Origin of the sequence: Kluyvera sichuanensis, assembly GCF_014218705.1 — a bacterium.
Classification (GTDB): Bacteria; Pseudomonadota; Gammaproteobacteria; order Enterobacterales; family Enterobacteriaceae; genus Kluyvera; species Kluyvera sichuanensis.
This window is the reverse complement of the sequence record NZ_JABBJF010000011.1, coordinates 103,037-125,554: the sequence shown is the minus strand read 5'-3', so window position 1 is coordinate 125,554 and position 22,518 is coordinate 103,037. Positions and strand designations below refer to the sequence as shown.

Below are 22,518 nucleotides of genomic sequence, written 5' to 3'. Positions count from 1 at the left end.
GCAGCGAAGTAGCTCATATCTGGGATTTGACCAGCTCCGGTACCAACATCTTTTGATGCTGCCGTTCCGAATGTTGGCAAACTTCCTAAACCAACGTTTAAGAAAATGCAGTTTTCCTGCCTGGCTGGCATCATTCGGGCTTTTGCGTGAGGGAAAGCAGATGCAAGTGGGCTATATACGCGTATCAACAAATGAACAAAACACTGCGCTGCAGCGTGATGCGCTTGAGCGGTCAGGATGTGAGCTGATATTTGAGGACAAAATGAGCGGTAAAACATCGGACCGCCCCGGATTAAAAAAGCTACTTAAAACCCTGTCGCCGGGAGACACGCTGGTTGTCTGGAAGCTTGATCGACTTGGGCGCAGTATGCGGCATCTGGTGGTTCTCGTGGAGGAGCTGCGGCAGCGGGCTGTTAATTTCCGCAGTCTGACGGATAGCATTGATACCTCGACACCCATGGGGCGCTTTTTCTTCCACATCATGGGCGCCCTGGCAGAAATGGAGCGTGAACTGATTGTGGAAAGAACCCGTGCGGGATTGGCTGCAGCAAGGGCGCAGGGGAGAATCGGCGGGCGCCGTCCAAAGTTGTCACCGGAACAATGGGCGCAGGCCGGGCGGTTACTGTCTGCAGGTGAAACACGTCAGCGCGTGGCGCTGCTTTTTGATGTGGGTATTTCCACGCTGTATAAGAAATTTCCCGCCAGCCAGCCAGGCTGAAAACCCCGCTATTGTGTCAGTGATGGCACAGGCAGAAACACGTGCGCCGCGTGCGTATCAACCAGAACATAAGGCATCCCTGTCAACCGGAGATAATGCCTTATGGCTCAGGATTACCACCACGGCGTGCGCGTTGAAGAAATCAACGAAGGCACCCGAACGATCACCACGGTGAGCACTGCCATCGTGGGCATGGTCTGCACTGGCGATGATGCCGATGCGTCCGTGTTCCCTCTCAATAAGCCGGTCCTTCTGACCGATGTGCTGACCGCCAGCGGAAAAGCAGGTGAGTCCGGCACGCTGGCCCGCTCGCTGGATGCCATTGCAGATCAGGCAAAGCCTGTCACCGTGGTTATCCGCGTGGCCCAGGGTGAAACCGAAGCTGAAACCACCGCCAATATTATCGGCGCCGTCACGGCAGACGGTAAAAAAACGGGCATCAAAGCGCTGCTGTCTGCGCAGTCGCAGCTGGGCGTTAAGCCGCGCATCCTCGGTGTGCCGGGCCATGATACGCAGGCGGTTTCCACTGAACTGCTTAGCGTGGCGCAGAGCCTGCGCGGGTTCGCTTACCTTTCCGCCTATGGCTGCAAAACGGTGGAGGAAGCGATCGCCTATCGTGAGAATTTCAGTCAGCGTGAAGGGATGTTGATTTGGCCTGACTTTATCAACTTTGACACCGTGCTGCAGGCGGATGCGACGGCTTTTGCCACCGCTCGCGCGCTGGGTATGCGCGCCAAAATTGACGAGCAGACCGGCTGGCACAAAACCCTGTCTAACGTGGGCGTGAATGGCGTCACCGGCCTGTCCGCTGATGTGTCCTGGGATCTGCAGGACCCGGCAACGGATGCGGGGCTGCTTAACCAGAACGATATCACCACTCTGATTCGTAAAGATGGTTTCCGCTTCTGGGGTTCCCGTTGCCTCAGTGATGATCCACTGTTCCAGTTTGAAAACTACACCCGCACGGCGCAGGTGCTGGCTGACACCATGGCGGAAGCGCATATGTGGGCAGTTGATATGCCGCTGAATCCGTCACTGGCCCGCGACATTATCGAAGGTATCCGCGCCAAAATGCGCAGCCTGGTTAACCAGGGCTATCTGATTGGTGGTGATTGCTGGCTGGATGAGTCGGTGAACGATAAGGACACCCTGAAAGCCGGGAAACTGGCGATCGACTACGACTATACGCCAGTGCCGCCACTTGAAAACCTGATGCTGCGCCAGCGCATCACCGATCGCTATCTGGTCGATTTTGCCAGCCGCGTCAGCGCATAAGGGGGATACATGGCATTACCACGCAAGTTAAAGCACCTGAACCTGTTTAACGACGGGAACAACTGGATGGGGATTGTTGAGTCAATCACCTTGCCAAAGTATTCACGTAAGTTTGAAAAGTATCGCGGCGGCGGGATGCCGGGATCTGCGGATGTGGATCTGGGGCTGGATGATGGCGCGCTGGACACCGAGTTCTCAATTGGTGGCATGGAGTCACTGCTGTACAAGCAGATGGGCAAAGCCACCATCGACGGTATCCAGCTGCGCTTCACGGGTTCAATTCAGCGTGATGATACCGGCGAAGTGCAGGCCGTTGAGCTGGTTGTACGTGGGCGCCATAAAGAGGTGGACGCTGGCGAACTGAAAACGGGCGAGAGCAATTCCACGAAGGTCAGCAGCACCAATACCTATGCGAAGCTGACCATTAACAACGAAGTGCTGTATGAGGTCGATGTGATCAACATGGTCGAAATTGTTGATGGCGTGGACCTGCTGGAAGAACACCGCAGCGCAATTGGCCTTTGATTAACCTGATGGCGCGGAACGTCGCGCCATAATCCGAATGGAAAAGAAAATGAGCGATAAACTGACTGAAAAAACTGTGCAGCTGGATACCCCAATCAAGCGCGGTAAAACTGAAATCACCGAAATTGTACTGCGCAAGCCGCAATCCGGCGCACTGCGCGGCACGCGCCTGCAGGCCATTATGGATATGGACGTGGGCGCCATGATGACGGTGATCCCCCGCATTTCCACCCCGACGCTGACGCCGCAGGAAATGGCAGAGCTGGACCCCGCCGATCTCACCTCGCTGTCTGTTGAGGTGGTTACTTTTTTGTTGAAGAAGTCGGTGCTTGCCGCTTTACCGACAGTCTGACGGTAGATGATCTGGTGGCAGATATTGCCACCATTTTTCACTGGCCGCCCTCCGTCACTGACGTTATGCCGCTGACCGAAGTGCTGGAATGGCGGTACAAAGCGATACAGAGAAGCGGAGCCAGCGATGAGCGATAACAACCTGCGCCTGCAGGTCATTCTGAACGCGGTGGATAAACTCACCCGCCCCTTCCGTTCTGCGCAGGCCAGCTCTAAGGAGCTGGCAGCCGCAATCCAGCAAAGCCGTGCCAGCCTTAAAGCGCTTGATTCTCAGGCCGCCCGTATTGATGGATTCCGCAAGGTCCGCACCCAGCTTGAGGGGGCAAAAAACGATCTTGCGGCTGCGCGCCAGAAAGTATCTGAACTGGCGAATGCATTTTCTGCAGCCAGCAATCCGACAAAAAAACAGGCGAAAGAACTGGAGCAGGCTAAACGCCGTGCCAGCCAACTAAAAGATACCTTTGACGGGCTGCGTCAATCTGCCCAGCGGCAGCGGGATGAATTAAGCGCTGCGGGTATTAGTACAAAAAATCTGAGTTCCGCCCAGCGCACGCTACGGCAGAATGCTGACGAAACGCGGCAATCGCTGGACCGTCAGCAGAAATCACTCAAACGCCTGGGGGAACAGCAGGCGCGGATGAATGCGGTCCGTGAGCAGTATTCCCGCCGTCTTGAGGTCCGTGATCGCATCGCTGGCGCCGGGGCGACAACGGCAGCCGCTGGCGCAGCGATGGGGGCGCCGGTTGTGGCTGCGGTCAGGAGCTATGCCAGCATGGAAGATGCCATGAAAGGCGTGGCAAAACAGGTTAACGGCCTGCGTGACGACAACGGCAACCGCACAAAGCAGTTTTATGAAATGCAGGACGCCATCAAAGCCGCCAGTGAGCAACTGCCGATGGAGAACGGCGCGATTGACTATGCGGCACTGGTTGAAGGTGGTGCCCGCATGGGCGTGACTAATCAGGATGATCCTTTTGAGGACCAGAAGCGCGATCTGCTGGCCTTTGCCTCAACGGCAGCGAAAGCGGCAACCGCTTTTGAACTGCCCGCCGATGAACTGGCGGAAGGGCTGGGGAAAATTGCGCAGTTGTATAAAGTGCCGACGCGCAATATTGAGCAGCTGGGCGATGCGCTGAACTACCTGGACGATAACGCCATGTCAAAGGGCGGCGATATTATCAACGTCCTGCAGCGTATGGGGGGCGTGGCTGACCGCCTCGACTTCCGCAAAGCGGCGGCGCTGGGTTCAACCTTCCTTTCTCTGGGCGCCGCGCCTGAAATTGCCGCCAGTGCTTCAAATGCCATGGTGCGTGAGCTTTCCATTGCCACCATGCAAAGCAAGCGCTTCTTTGAAGGTATGGACCTGCTGAAACTCAACCCGGCAGAGATTGAAAAGCAGATGACCACGGATGCCATGGGCACTATTCAGCGCGTACTGGAGAAGGTCAACAAGCTGCCGCAGGATAAGCGCCTGTCTGCAATGACGATGATTTTTGGTAAAGAGTTTGGCGATGATGCCGCGAAACTGGCGAACAACCTGCCGGAGCTGCAGCGCCAGTTGAAACTCACTGCCGGAGCCGATGCGAACGGCTCAATGCAGAAAGAATCCGACATCAACAAGGATTCATTGTCTGCGCAGTGGTTGCTGGTTAAGACGGGCGCGCAGAACGCTTTCAGTAGCCTGGGGGAAACGCTGCGCCAGCCGCTGATGGATATCATGAGCATGGTTAAAGGCGTGACAGGGGCGCTGCGGCGCTGGGTTGAGCAGAATCCCGTGCTGGCTGGCACGCTGATGAAAGTGGCAGCGGCGACGGCGGCGATCACTGTCGGGCTGGGTACGCTGGCGGTGGCGGTGGCTGCAGTGCTGGGGCCGATTGCGGTGATCCGGTTCGCGCTGTCGATGCTGGCGGTTAAGGCTTTACCTTCTACCGCAGCTGCAGTGACCCGCACGGGCGGGGTGCTGCGTTTGCTGGTTTCGGGCCCGCTGGCAGTGCTGCGCGTGGCGCTGTTTTCTGTGGGCGGTCTGCTGGGTGCGCTATTGAGTCCGATTGGTCTGGTGGTGGCTGCGCTGGCTGGGGTGGCGATGGTGGTCTGGAAATACTGGCAGCCTATCAGCGCCTTTCTGGGTGGCGTGGTGGAAGGATTCAAAGCGGCAGCTGCGCCAATTCTGTCAGCCTTTGCGCCATTGATGCCCATATTTCAATGGGTAGGGGATAAGGTCCGGGAGTTGTGGGGCTGGTTTACCGACTTGCTGACGCCAGTTAAATCGACGGCGGCAGAACTGCAGAGTGCGGCATCAATGGGGCGTTTGTTCGGGGAAATGCTGGCGGAAGGGCTGAACATGGCACTGCATCCGCTGGAGTCTCTGAAATCCGGTGTGGTCTGGTTGCTGGATAAACTTGGTCTGGTTAACAAAGAGGCCGCCAGCGCCAGGCTGCCAAATCAGACGCCTGCCACAGTGGGCGGTAACGGCAGCGTGATGTTACCGCCCGGCGGATTCCCGGCTTACGCGGGGATGTATGACACCGGCGGTAATATTCCGCGCGGGCAGTTTGGCATCGTGGGGGAGAACGGACCGGAGATTATCAACGGTCCGGTAAACGTAACCAGCAGGCGACGCACAGCGGCGCTGGCCTCGGTGGTTGCCGGGATGATGGGGGTGGCTGCGGCGCCGGTCGATGCGGCACCGCTTCATCCGTTTAGCCTGCCGGTAAAATCAGGCGCCGCAATGATGGGCCAGAGCGCCAGCGTACAGCCGGTTATCCGTGTGGACGCACCCACGCAGATTATTATCCAGGCGCAGCCAGGACAGAATGCGCAGGACATTGCGCGAGAGGTGGCGCGGCAGCTCGATGAGCGCGACCGCCGGATCAGGGCGAAGGCCCGGAGTAACTACAGCGATCAGGGGGGCTATGACTCATGATGATGGTGCTGGGATTATTTGTTTTCGAGCTGCGCACGGTCCCTTATCAGGAACTGCAGTATCAGCGCAGCTGGCGCCATGCGACAAACAGCCGCGTAAATCGTCGCGCCACCACGCAATTTCTGGGGCCGGATAATGACACGCTGACGCTATCCGGGGTGCTGTTGCCGGAAATTACCGGCGGCAGGCTGTCTATGCTGGCGCTGGAACAAATGGCGGAGCTGGGCAAGGCGTGGCCCCTGATCGAGGGCAGCGGCACGATTTATGGCATGTATGTGATCGAGGGGCTGAACCAGACGAAAGCAGAGTTTTTCCGGGACGGGATGCCGCGCCGCATTGAGTTTTCATTGTCACTGAAAAGGGTGGATGAGTCGCTGGCGGATATGTTCGGCAGCCTTAGTGATCAGCTGGGCATTCTGCAGGACACGGCAACTTCTGCGATTGGAAGCATCAGCGGAACGGTGGGAGGGTTACTGTCATGAGTTTAGATTCAGGGCTGTTGAATACCGGCAGCAAAACGCCAGCATTCAGCGTCACGATTGAGGGTAAGGATATTACAACGGTGCTGGATAAGCGCCTGATGAGCCTGACCCTGACCGATAACCGGGGCTTTGAGGCTGACCAGCTTGATCTGGAGCTGGACGACGCAGACGGCATGATTGTGCTGCCGCGCCGTGGGGCGGTGATCACCGTGGCGCTGGGCTGGAAAGGTCAGCCGCTGTTCCCGAAGGGCGGCTATACGGTAGATGAAATTGAGCACAGCGGCGCGCCTGACCGTCTGACCATTCGCGCCCGCAGCGCTGACTTCCGGGAAACGCTGAATACCCGCCGCGAAAAGTCATGGCACCAGACAACCGTGGGGGAGGTGGTGAAAGATATTGCCGGTCGCCATAACCTGAAAATGGCGCTGGGCAAAGACCTGACCGACAAAGCGATCGATCACATCGACCAGACAAACGAGAGCGACGCCAGTTTTCTGATGCGGCTGGCGCGCCAGTATGGCGCCATTGCATCTGTGAAGGATGGCAATCTGCTGTTTCTACGGCAGGGCCAGGGCAAAACTGCCAGTGGCAAAGCGCTGCCGGTTATCACGATTACCCGTAAAGATGGCGATAGCCACCGCTTCACCCTGGCTGACCGTGGCGCCTATACCGGTGTTATTGCCAGCTGGCTGCATACGCGGGAACCGGTAAAAAAAGAAGCGGTAAAGGTAAAGCGTAAGCGTAAAACCACAACGACAAAAACGCCGGAGGAGAAACAGGGGGATTACCTGGTTGGTACGGATGAAAACGTGCTGGTACTCAGTCGGACCTATGCGAACCGCAGCAATGCGGAACGGGCAGCAAAAATGCAATGGGAGCGCCTGCAGCGTGGGGTGGCCTCATTCTCTATGCAGCTGGCAGAAGGGCGCGCTGATCTTTATACGGAAATGCCGGTAAAGGTGCAGGGGTTCAAAAAGCAGATTGATGATGCGGAATGGACCATTACCACGCTGACCCATACCGTTACGGCAGATAATGGATTTACGACCAGCCTGGATTTCGAAGTGAAAATAGATGATTTAGAAATGGAATGATTTAATTCACAAATTGGATGTGTCGTGTATCATTATGAGATTGTGCAGAGGCGGAGGGGATACACGGAAATGATGAATTGTCCAAAGTGCGGTCACTCCGCACATACGCGCAGTAGCTTTAGAGTCTCAGACCAGACTAAGGAGCGCTACTGTCAGTGCCAAAATATTAATTGTGGCGCTACATTTGTAACGCATGAGACTGTAGTGCGATTTATTATGACTCCAACGATGGTTGATCATGCCCCTCCGCATCCTAGCACTGGCGGGCAAGGCCATATGAGTTTCTGAAAAATGACCCGCTCCTGCGGGTTTTTTTATGCGCGCAGAAAAAATCCTGCTGCCATTTTGCTGCCAATGGTAAATCTTAAAACAAAAAAGCCACTCGATTGAGTGGCTTAATTATATGATTTTACTGGCAAAATTTGGTGGCCCCTGTTGGGTTTGAACCAACGACCAAGCGATTATGAGTCGCCTGCTCTAACCACTGAGCTAAGGGGCCAGGTAGCGGACGATTATAAAGTAACAACGGGCGCCAATCCAGCGTTAAGCGCGCACATGCTGTTTTTATAAACAATGCATTTTCAATTCGTTATACTGATCTCACGATGTATTGGTCGAGAAAATTATGGTTAAGGATATTATTGATTCGGGGCTGCGGGTGCTGTTCTGCGGCATCAACCCGGGGCTGTCATCTTCTTCTCTGGGCTATCCCTTTGCCCATCCGGCGAACCGCTTCTGGAAGGTGCTACATCTCGCCGGTTTCACCGAGCACCAACTCAAGCCGGAAGAGGCGGAGCAGATGCTGGCATTCCGCTGTGGCGTGACCAAGTTGGTTGAGCGCCCGACGGTACAGGCGAGCGAAGTTACCCTGCAGGAGTTGCGCAGCGGCGGGCAGGAGTTGATTGAGAAGGTTGAGCATTACAAACCTGCCGCATTAGCCGTTTTGGGCAAGCAGGCCTTTGAGCGCGGCTTAGGGCAGCGCGGGGCGACGTGGGGCAAGCAAACGTACATGATTGGTGATACCGAGGTGTGGGTGCTGCCAAACCCGAGCGGGCTGAGCCGAATTACGCTGGATAAGCTGGTAGAGGCGTATCAGGAACTGGACGTGGCGTTGAAGGCGCGCGGGTTATAGGCGTTGAGACGATCCCGGCGCCGCTGCGCTTGGCCGGGCTACAGGCCGGAGTAGCGCTCCGGATTAGCAGGCGAAAAAAAAGCTCCCATCAGGGAGCTTTTTTACGTTCTTACTGGGGCGATTAATCGTCCAGGAAGCTACGCAGCACTTCAGAACGGCTTGGGTGACGCAGTTTACGCAGCGCCTTCGCTTCGATCTGACGGATACGTTCGCGGGTAACGTCGAACTGTTTACCCACTTCTTCCAGCGTGTGGTCGGTGTTCATATCGATACCGAAACGCATACGCAGGACTTTTGCTTCACGGGCGGTCAGGCCAGCCAGAACGTCGTGGGTGGCAGCGCGCAGGCTCTCGGTGGTCGCAGAGTCCAGCGGCAGCTCGAGGGTGGTATCCTCGATGAAGTCACCCAGATGCGAATCTTCATCGTCGCCGATTGGCGTTTCCATGGAGATTGGCTCTTTGGCGATTTTCAGCACCTTACGAATCTTATCTTCTGGCATCAGCATGCGTTCGGCCAGCTCTTCCGGCGTCGGTTCACGACCCATCTCTTGCAGCATCTGGCGGGAGATACGGTTGAGCTTGTTGATGGTCTCAATCATATGCACCGGAATACGGATGGTGCGCGCCTGGTCTGCGATAGAACGGGTGATCGCCTGACGGATCCACCAGGTAGCGTAGGTGGAGAATTTGTAGCCGCGACGGTATTCAAACTTATCTACTGCTTTCATCAGGCCGATGTTGCCTTCCTGAATCAGGTCAAGGAACTGCAGACCACGGTTGGTGTATTTCTTAGCGATAGAAATAACCAGACGTAAGTTTGCTTCAACCATCTCTTTCTTCGCACGGCGGGCTTTCGCTTCACCGATGGACATACGACGGTTGATATCTTTAACCTGCTCGATGGTCAGGCCGGTTTCTTCTTCAATCTGCTGCAGTTTCTGCAGGCTACGCATAACGTCTTCTTTCACGTCGTGCAGCTTTTCAGACCACGGCTTGTTCATCGCGATAGCCGCGTTGAACCAGGTTTCGCTGGTTTCGTTGCCGGTGAAGAGGGTGATGAAGTTCTTCTTCGGCATTTTGCACTGTTCAACGCACATCTTCATGATGATACGTTCCTGGGTGCGCACGCGGTCCATCATGGTACGCATGCTGTTTACCAGGTAGTCGAACTGCTTCGGTACCAGACGGAACTGCTTGAACACTTCAGACAGCTTCAGGATCTCTTCCTGAGCGCTGGCGTGGCTACGGCCTTTTGCTTTGATCGTGTCGCGAGTGATTTCGTACTGAGTACGCAGCTCGCCAAATTTCTCACGTGCCAGCTCAGGGTCGATGCTGTTGTCATCGTCGCTGCTGTCGTCGCTGTCTTCGTCTTCGTCTTCATCGTCGTCGTCCATCTCTTCCTGAGACAGTTCGGAACCGACGTGAGTGGCGGTAGGCGCCATATCTTCTTCAGCGTTCGGGTCAACGAAACCGGTGATCAGGTCAGACAGACGCGCTTCTTCAGCTTCAACGCGATCGTACTGTTCCAGCAGATAGGTAATGGCTTCTGGGTATTCGGCAACGGAACACTGAACCTGGTTGATCCCGTCTTCGATGCGTTTAGCGATGTCGATTTCGCCTTCACGGGTCAGCAGTTCTACCGTACCCATTTCGCGCATGTACATGCGCACCGGGTCGGTGGTACGCCCGATTTCAGATTCCACGCTGGACAGAACCTGTGCAGCCGCTTCTTCTGCGTCTTCATCAGTGTTGTTGGAGGTTTCAGCCAGCAACAGATCATCGGCATCCGGCGCTTCTTCCATCACCTGAATGCCCATGTCGTTGATCATTTGGATGATGTCTTCGATCTGATCTGAATCGACGATATCTTCCGGCAGATGGTCATTGACCTCGGCATAGGTCAGATAGCCTTGCTCTTTACCACGTTGGACAAGAAGCTTGAGCTGTGACTGCGGGTTTTGCTCCATAAGACGGTATCCACACTTAATTCATTTGATTGGTGTCGGTCGGCGAACGAACCGCCAACATTTAAAGCGAGGGCGTACTTATATTAGTGCCGCTGCGCCTCGAGCGGCTGTCGGGGGCTTCCCGATCGGTATTCGGCACTTAAGCCGTTGAATTCATTTTTTTTCCAGGGCCTGTCTGATTTCCCAGAACTCCCTGCGTTCTTCACTGCTTAAACCGTGCGTGCGATCGCGAGCTATCAACTCTTCCTGTCGCTGTTCAAGCATTGAATCAAAAATTCGGTTGAGCGTGTCGGTGAACATTTTTTCAACGTTCTCATCCTTTATATCGTTCCAGGCTGAGAGTTTTTCAAGTGTTGAGTATTCACTTGTGCCACGATAATTCTCTAACAGTTGGCCCGTTGTCAGACCCGGTTGTGCAACGCATAGACTTACGAGCTCGGTGAACAGGTTGAGCCCTGGTAGCTTCGTTTGACTCACCCCATGCATTGGGGGGACAAGTGGTGCCAGATTTGGGTTTTGCACCAGCAGTCCTATCAGTATACGCATAGGCGTCTGTTTTATCTGCTGGGTCGGGCGTACAACACCACTTTCTGCCTGTTTTGGCATTAAACGATCAAGCTGTGCGTCATCAAAAATGCCGAGCTTCAGGCCCAACGTCTGACGCAACTGAATACGGTGCGCATCGCCAGGTACCTGGCTGATTAACGGTAGCGCCAGCGCTGCGAGCTGGGTGCTGCCGTCTGGCGTACTCAGGTCAACCTGCGGCAAGAGGCTGTTGAACAAGAACACGGAGAGCGGTTGTGCATGCTCCATCCGGGCTTCAAAAGCCTCTTTGCCTTCTTTACGTACCAGCGTATCCGGGTCTTCACCGTCTGGCAGGAACATAAAGCGTAGCTGACGACCGTCGGTCATGTAAGGCATGGCCGTTTCCAGCGCACGCCATGCGGCATCGCGACCGGCACGGTCGCCGTCGTAACAGCAAATCACGTTATTTGTCGCACGGAACAGCATATGGATGTGGTCGGCCGTAGTCGATGTACCCAGCGAAGCGACGGCGTAGTTAATACCGTATTGCGCCAGGGCGACGACATCCATATAACCTTCGACAACCAGCAGGCGCTGGGGTTCCGCGCTATGCTGCTGGGCTTCATAAAGGCCATAAAGCTGACGACCCTTATGGAAAATATCGGTTTCCGGGGAGTTGAGGTATTTCGGCGTATCGTTACCTAATACGCGGCCACCAAATCCAATCACCCGGCCTCGTTTGTCGCGAATCGGGAACATCACGCGATTGCGGAAACGGTCGTACGTTCTTCCCTGGTCGTTGTTGACCAGCATTCCGGCATCGAGCAGCAGCTTTCTGTTGTCGACATTACCGCCGAAACGTTTTAAGGCGTTATCCCAGCCTGGGGGTGCAAAACCAATAGCAAAACGCTGGACAATCTCGGCGCTAAGGCCACGTTGCTCCAGGTACTGGCGTGCAGGCTCGGCGATGGGTTGCGTGAAGGATTGCTGATAAAAATCATTTAATCCTTCCATGAGTTGATAGAGATTCTGTCGTTGATGACGTTCTATCTGGCTCAGGCCTGTTCCGGCTTCATACGGCACTTCAAGATTGTGCATGGCCGCCAGTTCTTCAACGGTTTCAACAAACTCGAGCTTGTCGTAGTTCATCAAAAAGTCGATGGCGTTACCGTGCGCACCGCAGCCGAAGCAGTGATAAAACTGCTTATCACCGTTCACGGTGAAAGAGGGGGTTTTCTCGTTATGGAACGGACAGCACGCATGGTAATTCTTGCCCTGCTTTTTCAGCTTCACTCGGGCATCAATCAGATCGATGATGTCGGTGCGTGCCAGCAGGTCATTGATGAATACGCGTGGGATTCGTCCAGCCATAAGCCCCGTTTATTTACACTTCATCCTTCAAACTGTCTCTGCGTTGGCTGCGTTCGTTCACCCCTGTCACTTACTGATGTAAGCTCCGGGGATTCACTCGCTTGCCGCCTTGATACAGCATGAATGATTTTGTGTAAATGCTGATTTATAAACGAAAACAAGCCGCGCATTCCTTTCGGAAGCACGGCCTTGCAACTACAACTCGGTCTGACAATTGAGAGCCGATGCTCTCAAGAGATTAGTACAGACGAGTACGGCGTGCGTTTTCGCGAGCCAGTTTCTTCGCGTGACGTTTCACTGCAGAAGCTTTAGCGCGCTTACGTTCGGTAGTCGGTTTTTCATAGAACTCACGACGACGAACTTCCGCCAGAACACCTGCTTTTTCGCAGGAACGCTTGAAGCGACGCAGAGCTACGTCGAACGGCTCGTTTTCACGTACTTTAATTACCGGCATGTGCCTCTCACCTTTGATTAATTCGGTTTGCTGCTGGCATCAGCGCCAGCTTATTTCAAAATGGTGCGGAATTTTACTGCAACTACTGCTGCTTTGTAAAGCACCGGAGCCTTTTTTGAAATGAACTTTTTAAGGGTGAGGAGTATACACGAGGCTGCTTCCTGGGGCGAACAATGTTTTACAAGCCGGGATAGAAAACCTAAACTGCGCGGTATTGAAACGAGGTAAATATAGCCATGCGTGTACTGGGTATTGAAACATCCTGCGATGAAACCGGCATCGCAATTTATGATGATGAAAAAGGTCTGTTAGCCAACCAACTGTATAGTCAGGTGAAATTACATGCTGACTACGGCGGCGTGGTGCCTGAACTGGCCTCGCGCGATCACGTGCGTAAAACGGTGCCCCTGATTCAGGAAGCCTTAAAAGAGGCCAATCTGACGGCGAAAGATATCGACGCCGTTGCCTATACCGCAGGGCCGGGTCTGGTCGGTGCGCTGCTGGTTGGCGCAACCGTGGGGCGCTCGCTGGCGTTTGCCTGGAACGTGCCGGCCATTCCGGTACACCATATGGAAGGTCACCTTCTGGCGCCAATGCTGGAAGATAATCCGCCTGAATACCCGTTTGTGGCGCTGCTGGTCTCCGGCGGCCACACGCAGTTGATTAGCGTCACCGGCATTGGTGAGTACACCCTGCTCGGCGAGTCGATTGACGATGCAGCCGGTGAAGCCTTTGATAAGACCGCGAAGCTGCTCGGACTGGATTACCCAGGTGGCCCAATGCTGTCGAAGCTGGCCTCGCAGGGCACGGAAGGGCGCTTCGTCTTCCCACGTCCAATGACCGACCGCCCAGGGCTGGACTTCAGCTTCTCCGGCCTGAAAACCTTTGCCGCCAATACTATCCGCAATAACGACGCTGACGATCAAACCCGTGCCGATATCGCCCGTGCATTTGAAGATGCGGTGGTGGATACGTTGATGATCAAGTGCAAACGCGCGCTGGATCAAACCGGTTTCAAACGTCTGGTGATGGCAGGTGGCGTGAGCGCCAACCGTACGCTGCGCGCGAAGCTGGCGGAGATGATGCAAAAACGTCGCGGTGAAGTGTTCTACGCGCGTCCGGAATTCTGTACCGATAATGGTGCGATGATTTCCTATGCGGGGATGGTGCGCCTGAAAACCGGCGTGAATGAGTCGCTGGGTGTGACCGTTCGTCCGCGCTGGCCGCTGGCTGAACTGCCTGCCGCGTAAGATATGGCCCCGGGCGAGGCGTTTACGCTGAACCCGGGAGTGCCCCGGCGTCGCTTCGCTCGGCCGGGCTACGTCAATTCCTTTGTTACTCTTCTTCTTTCTTCTGCTTACGCTTTTTCAAACGCGTCCAGATTTTTGTCTCCTGACGTCGCCATAGGCGCTGAATATTGTCATGATGACGCAACAGAATCAGACATGAGAGCATCGATACCGGGAAAGTGTACTGGGGTTTAAACCACCAGACGTAGAACGGTGCGACTAGCGCGCTGACGATGGCGCCGAGAGACGAATAGCCGCTGAGCAAAATGGTCAGCAGCCAGGTTCCGGCCATGACGCCGGTGAGATCCCAGCCGATAGGCGCAATGGCGCCAAACGCGGTGGCAACGCCTTTACCGCCCTGGAAATGGAAAAATACTGGCCAGATGTGGCCCAGACAGGCGGCGATCGCCACCAGGCCTAACCAGAATGGGGAGAGGCCAAGGGCGTAAGCGCCCCAAACGGGCAGCATCCCTTTCAGGACATCGAAAATCAGAACGGCTGCGGCTGCGCCTTTTCCGCCGATGCGTAACACATTCGTGGCACCGGGGTTACCGGAACCACTGTCGCGAGGATCGGGTAACCCCGCGATGCGGCAGACCAGAATGGCGCTGGAAATTGAGCCGCAAAGGTAGGCAAGAAGGATCATGCCAGGCTCGATTGCACTCATAACGCTGTTCCATTTTGAAAATGTCGAAGTATTCTCTGCATCTGTGGATAATACGCATAATTCGCCGGGAGTGGTATCCGGTTTAGCCTAAAAACCAAGCAGGTCGTGATGGATATTGTATTTATAGAGCAACTTTCGGTAATCACCACTATCGGTGTTTATGATTGGGAACAAACCATTGAACAGAAGCTGGTGTTCGATATCGAATTAGGCTGGGATAACCGCAAAGCCGCCGCCAGTGACAACGTAGATGACTGCCTGAGCTATGCTGATATCAGCGAAGCGGTAGTTAATCACGTTGAGGGTAGTCGTTTTGCGCTGGTTGAGCGCGTAGCGGAAGAGTTGGCTGAACTGTTGATGTCTCGCTTTAACTCCCCGTGGGTGCGTATCAAAGTCAGCAAACCGGGGGCGGTTGCCCGTGCGGCCAACGTTGGCGTTATCATTGAGCGTGGCCATAATCCGAAATAAAAGTATCACTCGTCATATTATTTAAACCAAAATGATTTATACCGGTCTTAGAGCCGGGTTTATTTTATTGTTTACTTTTTAAGGGTTTATTAATGAGCGATATACACTCGCTGCTGGTCGCGGCAATTTTGGGTGTGGTCGAAGGATTGACGGAGTTTCTGCCCGTATCCAGTACCGGTCATATGATTATCGTGGGCCACCTGCTGGGGTTTGAAGGTGAGACTGCGGACACTTTTGAAGTGGTTATCCAGTTGGGCTCGATTCTGGCCGTGGTGGTGATGTTCTGGCGTCGCCTGTTTGGGCTGATTGGCATCAACTTTGGGCGTCCACCGGTTCACGAAGGTGAAGGCTCCGGGCGTTTATCGCTAATTCATATTCTGCTTGGCATGATCCCCGCCGTGGTGCTGGGACTGGTGCTGCACGATAAAATCAAATCGCTGTTCAACCCGGTTAACGTGATGTACGCCCTGATTGTGGGCGGCCTGCTGTTAATTGCAGCCGAGTTGCTGAAGCCGAAAAAGCCTAGCGCGGTGGGCATTGATGATATGAGCTATCGTCAGGCCTTCGCGATTGGCTGCTTCCAGTGTCTGGCGCTGTGGCCGGGCTTCTCCCGCTCCGGGGCGACGATTTCTGGTGGTATGCTGATGGGCGTGAGCCGCTACGCGGCCTCTGAGTTCTCGTTCCTGCTGGCGGTGCCAATGATGATGGGCGCGACGGTGCTGGATCTCTATAAGAGCTGGCACTTCCTGACCGCTGCCGATATTCCGATGTTCGCGGTGGGCTTCGTGATGGCTTTCCTGGTCGCCCTGGTGGCTATCAAAACCTTCCTGCAGCTGGTGAAACGAATTTCGTTTATTCCGTTCGCTATCTACCGCTTCATCGTGGCCGCCGCTGTCTACGTGGTCTTCTTCTGATGAACTGCCCTCAGTCTTTGGGCTGAGGGCAACGTTTTTCCTTCCAGTTCGCAACCGCCTGAATTCGCCGACGCGTCAGCTCTTCACGAATCTCCGGCCCTTTAAAGCCATCGTCGATAACCTCTTTGTTGCCCACCGCTTTCGCCACCTGCCAGGCTTCACGCAGCAGACGGCCCTGCGGATAGTCGCAGGCTTCGAAGTGGGTGCGACCGCGCACATCCGCTTCGCTGGTTAGCGCAATCTGCTCTACCCGCTGCGGCTTGCGCCAGGCATCGATGGAGTCAAACAGCTTCACCAGGGTTTTGGGCTGCAGGATCGGCAGGGTATGGATGAGGTCGTGGAACTCGGCAACCAGCTTCGCCAGGTCGCGCATTTCATTTGGTACCTTCAGGCGCTGGCAAAGCTGTTCAACCAGCTTCACGCCCGCCGGGCCGTGGCCGTGATGGCGAGGCCAGAACTCCTTTGGCGTTAAGCCTTTACCTAAATCGTGGCACAGCGTTGCAAAGCGCACATCAATCTCCGGGCTCAGCATTGCCGCCATGGTCACCGTCATTAGCGTATGGACGCCGGTATCAATTTCCGGGTGCCACTTTTCCGGCGCCGGGACGCCGTACAGCGCATCAATTTCCGGGAACAGGACTTTCAGCGCGCCGCAGTCGCGCAGCGTCTGGAAGAAAACCTGAGGATTGCGGGTGCCGAGCGCGTTTTCCGTCTCTTTCCACACGCGCTCCGCCGTGAGATGCGCCAGTTCACCGGCGTTGGTCATCTCACGCATCAGCGCCATCGTTTCATCGGCAATACGGAAGCTCAGATGGGCATAGCGCGCGGCAAAGCGCGCCACGCGCAGCACGCGCAGCGGGTCTTCACCGAAAGCAGGGGAGACGTGGCGCAGAATGCGCTGTTGAAGGTCGGCCTGACCGCCGTAAGGGTCAATAATAGTACCGTCGGCATCCTGAGCCAGGGCGTTGACGGTTAAATCACGGCGCAGCAAATCCTGCTCCAGCGTGACGTCCGGGGCGGCATAGCAGGTAAAACCGGTATAGCCCGAGCCTGATTTGCGCTCGGTTCGGGCCAGCGCATACTCTTCGTGGCTTTCAGGGTGCAGGAAAACAGGAAAATCGCGGCCTACCTGCTGGTAGCCCGCGTCGAGCATTTGCTGCGGCGTGGCGCCGACCACCACCCAATCTTTATCTTTGACCGGTAGCCCTAACAACCCGTCCCGAACTGCACCACCGACCAGATAACTCTTCACGCCACGCTTCTCCTCGTCTCTTATCTTTGATGATGATACGAAAGAAGCACAGAGAACGCGAATCAGGGTTAGTTCATCCAGCGATCTTTACGCTTACGGCTTGGAATGATGTGTGGCAGCACCAGACCGAGGAGCAGGCCAACACCCAGCACGCCGCCGCCGTACATAAACCACTGCATAATGATGGTGCGCTGCTTGTCATCCAGCTGCAGGTTGGCGGCATTCACTTTTTTCTGCGCGACGATAAGCTCATTTTTCAGCTTCTGGTTTTCATTTTTTAAACCATTAATCACGCTATCGCTCTCAGCGACCTTTTTCTGCATTTCTGCGGTGCGCTGGTTCCAGGTGGTGTCGATATTATTGAGCTTGTCGGTCAGGGTTTTGACCTGATTTTCCAGATCCGGCACGCGAATACGCAGGCTTGGCGTGGCGGTCAGTTCTTTCAGCGGGATCCACGCGGTGCGGCCGTTGCTGTCGCGTACCTGGCCGTACTGGGTCGTGTCATTAGTCTGCAGCAGGGTGACTTCTTCGCCCGCGTTCAGGGAGCCTGCCAGACGGTAGTTATCGCCCGGGCCGCTGCGGACCCAGGTGTTCAATTCGTCGGAAACGTAGCGCTTTTCATCAGCATGAGCAATGGTTGAAGCGGTAAGTGTCAGTAAAGTAATGGCAATTAAGCGTAATTTTGGCATCAGATCATCGTTTTTGTCATAAAAGTGGAACGATAGTAGTGGCAACAGTCTGACGACGCAAAGCATTCTGCGGCAATCAGAATCCTCCAGGAGGAAAAAACGCCATCAGCGATTAGCCCGACAAATTGCGCATTGCATGGCAATTTGTCGCAAAATACTATCTACTGACAAAAAGAATACCTGTAAGTTCGCCGCAAAGGTATTTCCGGGCAACGAAACCACAAGAATTCAATCATGGCTCAAGAAATCGAATTAAAATTTATCGTCGATAACGCTGGCGTCGAGACGCTGCGTAACCACCTTCAGACCCTCAACGCCGAGCACACACCACCGGCTCAACTGCTGAATATCTATTATGAAACCGCCGATAACTGGCTGCGTCGCCACGATATGGGGCTGCGTATTCGGGGCGATAACGGTCGCTATGAGATGACGATGAAAATCGCCGGGCGCACCGTGGGCGGTTTGCATCAACGTCCTGAATACAATATTGATATCAGCACGCCTGAACTGGCGCTTGACAAACTGCCTGCGGAAGTCTGGCCGAACGGCGAGATGCCGCAAGGGCCGGCGGAGCAGGTTCAGCCGCTGTTCAGCACCGACTTCTTCCGCGAGAAGTGGGTGATAGCGCAGGGGAAAAGCCGCATTGAGGTCGCGCTGGATCTCGGCGACGTCAAGGCCGGTGAGCATCAGGAAGCCATCTGCGAGCTGGAGCTTGAACTGCTGAGCGGTGAAACCGCTGACGTGCTGACGCTGGCGAAACAGTTGGCGGAAACCGGCCTGCTGCGCCAGGGCAGCCTGAGCAAAGCTGCGCGCGGATATCATCTCGCGCAGGGCAATGAAGACCGCGTTATCAAACCGCTGACCATTCTCTCACTGCCGCCGAAAGCGACGGTAGGCCAGGCGCTGGAAGCGGCGCTGGAAGAAGCGCTTGCCCACTGGCAGTACCACGAGGAGCTGTGGCTGCGCGGCAACAAAAAGGCAAAAGTTGAAGTGCTAAATGCCCAAGGTCTGGTTCGCCATATCCTGACGCTGTTCGGCGGCATTGTGCCGCGTAAGGCGAGCGCCGCGCTGCGAGATGGCCTGACCCAGGTTGATGCGCTGATGGCGAGCGATGCGTCCGCACACGATGCGGTGTTCAGCCGTGAAACCGCGCTGACGAAGCTTGCCTATACCGAATGGCTGGTGCTGCGCGGCTGGGAGGCGTTCCTCGATGCCAAAGCAGAGGCCAAACTGGCGGACTCCTTTAAACGCTTTGCCGATATTCATCTGTCTCGTCAGGCCGCAGAACTGCGCACCGTCTTTGCCTACCCGCTGGGCGACGCCTACGCAGATCAACTGCCGCGCCTGAAGCGTGATATTAATACCGTTCAGCTGCTGGCCGGCTATTACGATACCGAGCAGGCCGATCGCTGGCTGGCGAATTGGCAGGGGCTGCGCCACGCTATCGAAACCCGCCAGCACATTGAAATTGAACATTTCCGCAATGAAGCTCTGTCGGTTGAGCCGTTCTGGCTACACAGCGGAAAACGTTAATTAACTTCAGGGAACCCGCGTATGACGCCGCTTTCTTCGCAGTTACAGCAGCACTGGCAAACGCTCGTTGAGCGTGCCCCGGAGGATTTTCCTCTCGAGGCGCTCGGTAGTGAAGCACAGGCTGTTTTCACCTTTAGTGATTTTGTTCAGCAAAGTTTAACGGCGCATCCTGAGTGGCTGGCGTCGCTGGAAAGCGACCCGCCGCAGGCGGATGAGTGGCGGCAATATGCGGGTTGGCTCCAGGCGGAGCTGGCAGAAGTCTATGATGAAACGGCGCTAATGCGCGCCCTGCGGCTATTCCGCCGCCGGGTGATGGTGCGGATTGCCTGGGCGCAGGCGCTGTCGCAGGTATCTGAAGAAGATACGCTACAGCAGCTAAGCCACCTGGCAGAAACGCTGATCGTCAACGCGCGCAACTGGCTCTACGAGGCCTGCTGCCGCGATTGGGGTACACCGTGCAGTGCCGAAGGCGTACCGCAGCCGCTGCTGATCCTCGGGATGGGCAAGCTGGGCGGCGGAGAGCTTAATTTCTCCTCCGATATCGACCTGATCTTTGCCTGGCCAGAACATGGCTGCACCCAGGGCGGCCGTCGTGAACTCGATAACGCGCAGTTCTTTACCCGTCTCGGTCAGCGTCTGATTAAGGTGCTGGACCAGCCGACGCAGGATGGCTTCGTCTACCGCGTTGATATGCGCTTACGGCCGTTTGGTGACAGCGGCCCATTGGTGCTGAGCTTTGCGGCGCTGGAAGATTATTACCAGGAACAGGGGCGCGACTGGGAGCGCTATGCGATGGTCAAAGCGCGGATCATGGGCGATGACGATGGCGTATACACCAGCGAGTTGCGGGCGATGCTGCGACCGTTCGTCTTCCGCCGCTATATCGACTTCAGCGTGATCCAGTCTCTGCGTAATATGAAAGGGATGATCACCCGCGAAGTGCGTCGCCGTGGCCTGAAGGACAACATCAAGCTCGGTGCGGGCGGGATTCGCGAAATCGAGTTTATCGTCCAGGTCTTTCAACTAATCCGCGGCGGGCGAGAGCCGATGCTGCAAAGCCGCTCACTGCTGCCAACCCTTAAAGCCATTGAAACCCTGAATCTGCTATCGGAAACCGACGCGCAGGCGCTGCGTGAAGCGTATCTGTTTTTACGTCGCCTCGAAAACCTGCTGCAAAGTATCAACGACGAACAGACGCAGACGCTGCCCGGCGACGACCTCAACCGCGCCCGTCTGGCGTGGGGGATGCATTTTGCCGACTGGGCCACGATGACCGCGCGTCTGGATGCGCTGATGGCCGAAGTCCGCCGCGTCTTTAACGAACTGATCGGCGACGATGAAGAGCCGTCGCAGGAAGAGCAACTTTCGGAATCCTGGCGCGAGCTGTGGCAGGACACCCTGCAGGAAGATGATTCTCCGTCGGGGCTGGTACACCTCAGCAGCGATGACCGCCATCGCGTGTTGTCGCAGATTGCCGATTTCCGCAAAGAGCTGGATAAACGCACCATTGGCCCGCGCGGGCGCCAGGTACTGGACTCGCTGATGCCGCATCTGCTGAGCGAAGTGTGCTCGCGTGAAGATGCCACGGTGCTGCTCACGCGCATTACCCCGTTGCTGAGCGGCATTGTCACGCGTACTACCTACCTCGAATTATTAAGCGAATATCCCGGCACCCTAAAGCATCTTATCCGCCTGTGCGCAGCTTCACCGATGGTGGCAAGCCAACTGGCGCGCTACCCGCTGCTGCTGGATGAGCTGCTCGACCCCAACACGCTTTACCAGCCGACGGCGACCGATGCCTATCGTGACGAGCTGCGTCAATATCTGCTGCGTGTGCCGGAAGAGGATGAGGAGCAGCAGTTGGAAGCCTTGCGCCAGTTTAAGCAGGCGCAACTGCTGCACATTGCTGCCGCTGATATTGCTGGTACGTTGCCGGTGATGAAGGTCAGTGACCACTTAACCTGGCTTGCAGAAGCGATGATCGATGCCGTTGTCCAGCAGGCGTGGGTGCAGATGGTGGCGCGCTATGGCCAGCCAACGCACCTGCGAGAGCGCCATGGTCGCGGTTTTGCGGTCATTGGCTACGGCAAGCTTGGCGGCTGGGAACTGGGCTACAGTTCGGATCTGGATCTGGTGTTCTTGCATGATTGCCCAATGGATGCGATGACCGACGGCGAACGAGAAATCGACGGCCGTCAGTTCTATCTGCGTCTGGCGCAGCGCATTATGCACCTGTTCAGCACCCGAACTTCGTCCGGGATTTTGTATGAAGTTGATGCGCGTCTGCGTCCGTCCGGTGCGGCGGGTATGCTGGTGACCACCGCCGAATCATTTGCTGATTATCAGCAAAACGAAGCGTGGACCTGGGAGCATCAGGCGCTGGTGCGCGCCCGCGTGGTTTACGGTGACCCGCAGCTGCAGCAGCAGTTTGACGACATTCGCCGACAGATCCTGACTACCGCGCGGGAAGGCAGCGCGCTGCAAACCGAAGTGCGTGAGATGCGTGAAAAAATGCGTGCTCATCTCGGCGGAAAACAGCGCGATCGTTTTGATATCAAAACCGACGCGGGTGGGATCACCGATATTGAGTTTATTACCCAGTATCTGGTGCTGCGCTACGCCCACGAGAAGCCGAAGCTGACCCGCTGGTCGGATAACGTGCGTATTCTCGAACTACTGGCGCAAAACGACATTATGGACGAGCACGAAGCACAGGCGCTCACCCGCGCCTACACCACGTTGCGCGATGCGTTACATCACCTGGCGCTTCAGGAGTTGCCGGGAAATGTCGATTTATCAAGCTTCGTTCGGGAACGTGAACTGGTCAGCGCCAGCTGGCAGAAGTGGCTGGTTCAACCGTGAAATGTGCTATTATCGCGCCAAAATT

At 55.7% G+C, this 22,518-nt stretch carries 21 protein-coding genes and 1 tRNA gene; 15 read left to right on the top strand and 7 right to left on the bottom strand.

Annotated elements, in window-relative coordinates:
- Positions 1–160 precede the first annotated feature (160 nt).
- The 9 genes from HII27_RS13840 (at position 161) to HII27_RS13800 (ending at position 7,656) form a co-directional block, all read left to right on the top strand.
- On the top strand, positions 161–718 hold the full coding sequence (locus HII27_RS13840; RefSeq protein WP_185668416.1) for a recombinase family protein: 558 nt from the start codon (positions 161–163) through the stop codon (positions 716–718).
- 102 nt (positions 719–820) lie between these two features.
- Positions 821–1,993 carry a phage tail sheath protein gene (locus HII27_RS13835; protein ID WP_185668415.1) on the top strand — a complete coding sequence of 391 codons (1,173 nt, stop codon included), beginning with the start codon at positions 821–823 and terminating at the stop codon, positions 1,991–1,993.
- A gap of 9 nt (positions 1,994–2,002) precedes the next feature.
- A complete protein-coding gene (locus HII27_RS13830; protein ID WP_185668414.1) occupies positions 2,003–2,518 on the top strand; it encodes a phage major tail tube protein in 516 nt (171 codons plus the stop codon).
- A 49-nt stretch (positions 2,519–2,567) separates the two neighbouring features.
- Entirely contained in the window at positions 2,568–2,870 is a 303-nt protein-coding gene (locus tag HII27_RS13825; RefSeq protein WP_185668413.1) for a phage tail assembly protein, read from the top strand.
- A gap of 14 nt (positions 2,871–2,884) precedes the next feature.
- Positions 2,885–3,007, top strand: coding sequence for a GpE family phage tail protein (locus tag HII27_RS13820; RefSeq protein WP_032300013.1), 123 nt, complete (start codon positions 2,885–2,887; stop codon positions 3,005–3,007).
- Positions 2,997–5,792 (top strand): phage tail tape measure protein, encoded by a 2,796-nt coding sequence (locus tag HII27_RS13815; protein WP_185668412.1) that lies wholly within the window; start codon positions 2,997–2,999, stop codon positions 5,790–5,792. Before HII27_RS13820 ends, HII27_RS13815 begins: the two co-directional genes overlap by 11 nt.
- Positions 5,789–6,274, top strand: coding sequence for a phage tail protein (locus tag HII27_RS13810; RefSeq protein ID WP_185668411.1), 486 nt, complete (start codon positions 5,789–5,791; stop codon positions 6,272–6,274). The genes HII27_RS13815 and HII27_RS13810 overlap by 4 nt, the downstream gene beginning before the upstream one ends.
- A complete protein-coding gene (locus HII27_RS13805) occupies positions 6,271–7,368 on the top strand; it encodes a phage late control D family protein (RefSeq protein ID WP_185668410.1) in 1,098 nt (365 codons plus the stop codon). Before HII27_RS13810 ends, HII27_RS13805 begins: the two co-directional genes overlap by 4 nt.
- 69 nt (positions 7,369–7,437) lie before the next feature.
- Positions 7,438–7,656 carry an ogr/Delta-like zinc finger family protein gene (locus HII27_RS13800; protein ID WP_185668409.1) on the top strand — a complete coding sequence of 73 codons (219 nt, stop codon included), beginning with the start codon at positions 7,438–7,440 and terminating at the stop codon, positions 7,654–7,656.
- Between the two features lie 135 nt (positions 7,657–7,791).
- Here HII27_RS13800 and HII27_RS13795 read toward each other — a convergent pair.
- Positions 7,792–7,867: transfer RNA gene (locus HII27_RS13795), tRNA-Ile, on the bottom strand.
- 126 nt (positions 7,868–7,993) lie between these two features.
- Between HII27_RS13795 and mug the strand changes: the two genes are divergently transcribed.
- On the top strand, positions 7,994–8,500 hold the full coding sequence (gene mug / locus HII27_RS13790; RefSeq protein ID WP_185668408.1) for a G/U mismatch-specific DNA glycosylase: 507 nt from the start codon (positions 7,994–7,996) through the stop codon (positions 8,498–8,500).
- Positions 8,501–8,621: 121 nt separating this feature from the next.
- Here the strand turns inward: mug and rpoD are convergent, their stop codons facing one another.
- From rpoD to rpsU, 3 genes are all read right to left on the bottom strand, one after another.
- Positions 8,622–10,466 carry an RNA polymerase sigma factor RpoD gene (gene rpoD, locus HII27_RS13785; RefSeq protein WP_185668407.1) on the bottom strand — a complete coding sequence of 615 codons (1,845 nt, stop codon included), beginning with the start codon at positions 10,464–10,466 and terminating at the stop codon, positions 8,622–8,624.
- A gap of 153 nt (positions 10,467–10,619) precedes the next feature.
- Positions 10,620–12,362 carry a DNA primase gene (gene dnaG, locus HII27_RS13780; protein ID WP_185668406.1) on the bottom strand — a complete coding sequence of 581 codons (1,743 nt, stop codon included), beginning with the start codon at positions 12,360–12,362 and terminating at the stop codon, positions 10,620–10,622.
- Positions 12,363–12,600: 238 nt separating this feature from the next.
- Positions 12,601–12,816, bottom strand: coding sequence for a 30S ribosomal protein S21 (gene rpsU / locus HII27_RS13775; RefSeq protein ID WP_001144069.1), 216 nt, complete (start codon positions 12,814–12,816; stop codon positions 12,601–12,603).
- Between the two features lie 236 nt (positions 12,817–13,052).
- Between rpsU and tsaD the strand changes: the two genes are divergently transcribed.
- Positions 13,053–14,066, top strand: a complete 1,014-nt coding sequence (gene tsaD, locus HII27_RS13770) for a tRNA (adenosine(37)-N6)-threonylcarbamoyltransferase complex transferase subunit TsaD (protein ID WP_185668405.1) — start codon at positions 13,053–13,055, stop codon at positions 14,064–14,066.
- Positions 14,067–14,151: 85 nt separating this feature from the next.
- Here the strand turns inward: tsaD and plsY are convergent, their stop codons facing one another.
- Positions 14,152–14,772: a glycerol-3-phosphate 1-O-acyltransferase PlsY gene (gene plsY / locus HII27_RS13765; RefSeq protein ID WP_185668404.1), complete on the bottom strand. Its 621-nt coding sequence runs from the start codon at positions 14,770–14,772 to the stop codon at positions 14,152–14,154.
- A 108-nt stretch (positions 14,773–14,880) separates the two neighbouring features.
- On the opposite strand from plsY, the gene folB reads away from it, so the two are divergent.
- Both folB and bacA read left to right on the top strand, forming a co-directional pair.
- Complete coding sequence (gene folB, locus HII27_RS13760) at positions 14,881–15,240, top strand: bifunctional dihydroneopterin aldolase/7,8-dihydroneopterin epimerase (protein WP_185668403.1); 360 nt, start codon at positions 14,881–14,883, stop codon at positions 15,238–15,240.
- 92 nt (positions 15,241–15,332) lie between these two features.
- On the top strand, positions 15,333–16,154 hold the full coding sequence (bacA, locus tag HII27_RS13755; RefSeq protein ID WP_035893692.1) for an undecaprenyl-diphosphate phosphatase: 822 nt from the start codon (positions 15,333–15,335) through the stop codon (positions 16,152–16,154).
- Between the two features lie 10 nt (positions 16,155–16,164).
- On the opposite strand, the gene HII27_RS13750 is transcribed toward bacA, so the two are convergent.
- Entirely contained in the window at positions 16,165–17,406 is a 1,242-nt protein-coding gene (locus HII27_RS13750; protein ID WP_185668402.1) for a multifunctional CCA addition/repair protein, read from the bottom strand.
- Between the two features lie 68 nt (positions 17,407–17,474).
- Positions 17,475–18,095 (bottom strand): TIGR04211 family SH3 domain-containing protein, encoded by a 621-nt coding sequence (locus HII27_RS13745; RefSeq protein ID WP_185668401.1) that lies wholly within the window; start codon positions 18,093–18,095, stop codon positions 17,475–17,477.
- A 234-nt stretch (positions 18,096–18,329) separates the two neighbouring features.
- On the opposite strand from HII27_RS13745, the gene HII27_RS13740 reads away from it, so the two are divergent.
- Together HII27_RS13740 and glnE are read left to right on the top strand one after the other, a co-directional pair.
- Positions 18,330–19,631 carry a CYTH domain-containing protein gene (locus tag HII27_RS13740; protein WP_185668400.1) on the top strand — a complete coding sequence of 434 codons (1,302 nt, stop codon included), beginning with the start codon at positions 18,330–18,332 and terminating at the stop codon, positions 19,629–19,631.
- Positions 19,632–19,652: 21 nt separating this feature from the next.
- Entirely contained in the window at positions 19,653–22,493 is a 2,841-nt protein-coding gene (glnE, locus tag HII27_RS13735; protein WP_185668399.1) for a bifunctional [glutamate--ammonia ligase]-adenylyl-L-tyrosine phosphorylase/[glutamate--ammonia-ligase] adenylyltransferase, read from the top strand.
- Positions 22,494–22,518 lie beyond the last annotated feature (25 nt).

Bases quoted from the DNA above. Each gene is read 5' to 3' on its own strand.
- HII27_RS13840 (WP_185668416.1), top strand. From the start codon at position 161: ATGCAAGTGGGCTATATACGCGTATCAACAAATGAACAAAACACTGCG.
- HII27_RS13835 (WP_185668415.1), top strand. From the start codon at position 821: ATGGCTCAGGATTACCACCACGGCGTGCGCGTTGAAGAAATCAACGAA.
- HII27_RS13830 (WP_185668414.1), top strand. From the start codon at position 2,003: ATGGCATTACCACGCAAGTTAAAGCACCTGAACCTGTTTAACGACGGG.
- HII27_RS13825 (WP_185668413.1), top strand. From the start codon at position 2,568: ATGAGCGATAAACTGACTGAAAAAACTGTGCAGCTGGATACCCCAATC.
- HII27_RS13815 (WP_185668412.1), top strand. From the start codon at position 2,997: ATGAGCGATAACAACCTGCGCCTGCAGGTCATTCTGAACGCGGTGGAT.
- HII27_RS13810 (WP_185668411.1), top strand. From the start codon at position 5,789: ATGATGATGGTGCTGGGATTATTTGTTTTCGAGCTGCGCACGGTCCCT.
- HII27_RS13805 (WP_185668410.1), top strand. From the start codon at position 6,271: ATGAGTTTAGATTCAGGGCTGTTGAATACCGGCAGCAAAACGCCAGCA.
- HII27_RS13800 (WP_185668409.1), top strand. From the start codon at position 7,438: ATGATGAATTGTCCAAAGTGCGGTCACTCCGCACATACGCGCAGTAGC.
- mug (WP_185668408.1), top strand. From the start codon at position 7,994: ATGGTTAAGGATATTATTGATTCGGGGCTGCGGGTGCTGTTCTGCGGC.
- rpoD (WP_185668407.1), bottom strand. From the start codon at position 10,466: ATGGAGCAAAACCCGCAGTCACAGCTCAAGCTTCTTGTCCAACGTGGT.
- dnaG (WP_185668406.1), bottom strand. From the start codon at position 12,362: ATGGCTGGACGAATCCCACGCGTATTCATCAATGACCTGCTGGCACGC.
- rpsU (WP_001144069.1), bottom strand. From the start codon at position 12,816: ATGCCGGTAATTAAAGTACGTGAAAACGAGCCGTTCGACGTAGCTCTG.
- tsaD (WP_185668405.1), top strand. From the start codon at position 13,053: ATGCGTGTACTGGGTATTGAAACATCCTGCGATGAAACCGGCATCGCA.
- plsY (WP_185668404.1), bottom strand. From the start codon at position 14,772: ATGAGTGCAATCGAGCCTGGCATGATCCTTCTTGCCTACCTTTGCGGC.
- folB (WP_185668403.1), top strand. From the start codon at position 14,881: ATGGATATTGTATTTATAGAGCAACTTTCGGTAATCACCACTATCGGT.
- bacA (WP_035893692.1), top strand. From the start codon at position 15,333: ATGAGCGATATACACTCGCTGCTGGTCGCGGCAATTTTGGGTGTGGTC.
- HII27_RS13745 (WP_185668401.1), bottom strand. From the start codon at position 18,095: ATGCCAAAATTACGCTTAATTGCCATTACTTTACTGACACTTACCGCT.
- HII27_RS13740 (WP_185668400.1), top strand. From the start codon at position 18,330: ATGGCTCAAGAAATCGAATTAAAATTTATCGTCGATAACGCTGGCGTC.
- glnE (WP_185668399.1), top strand. From the start codon at position 19,653: ATGACGCCGCTTTCTTCGCAGTTACAGCAGCACTGGCAAACGCTCGTT.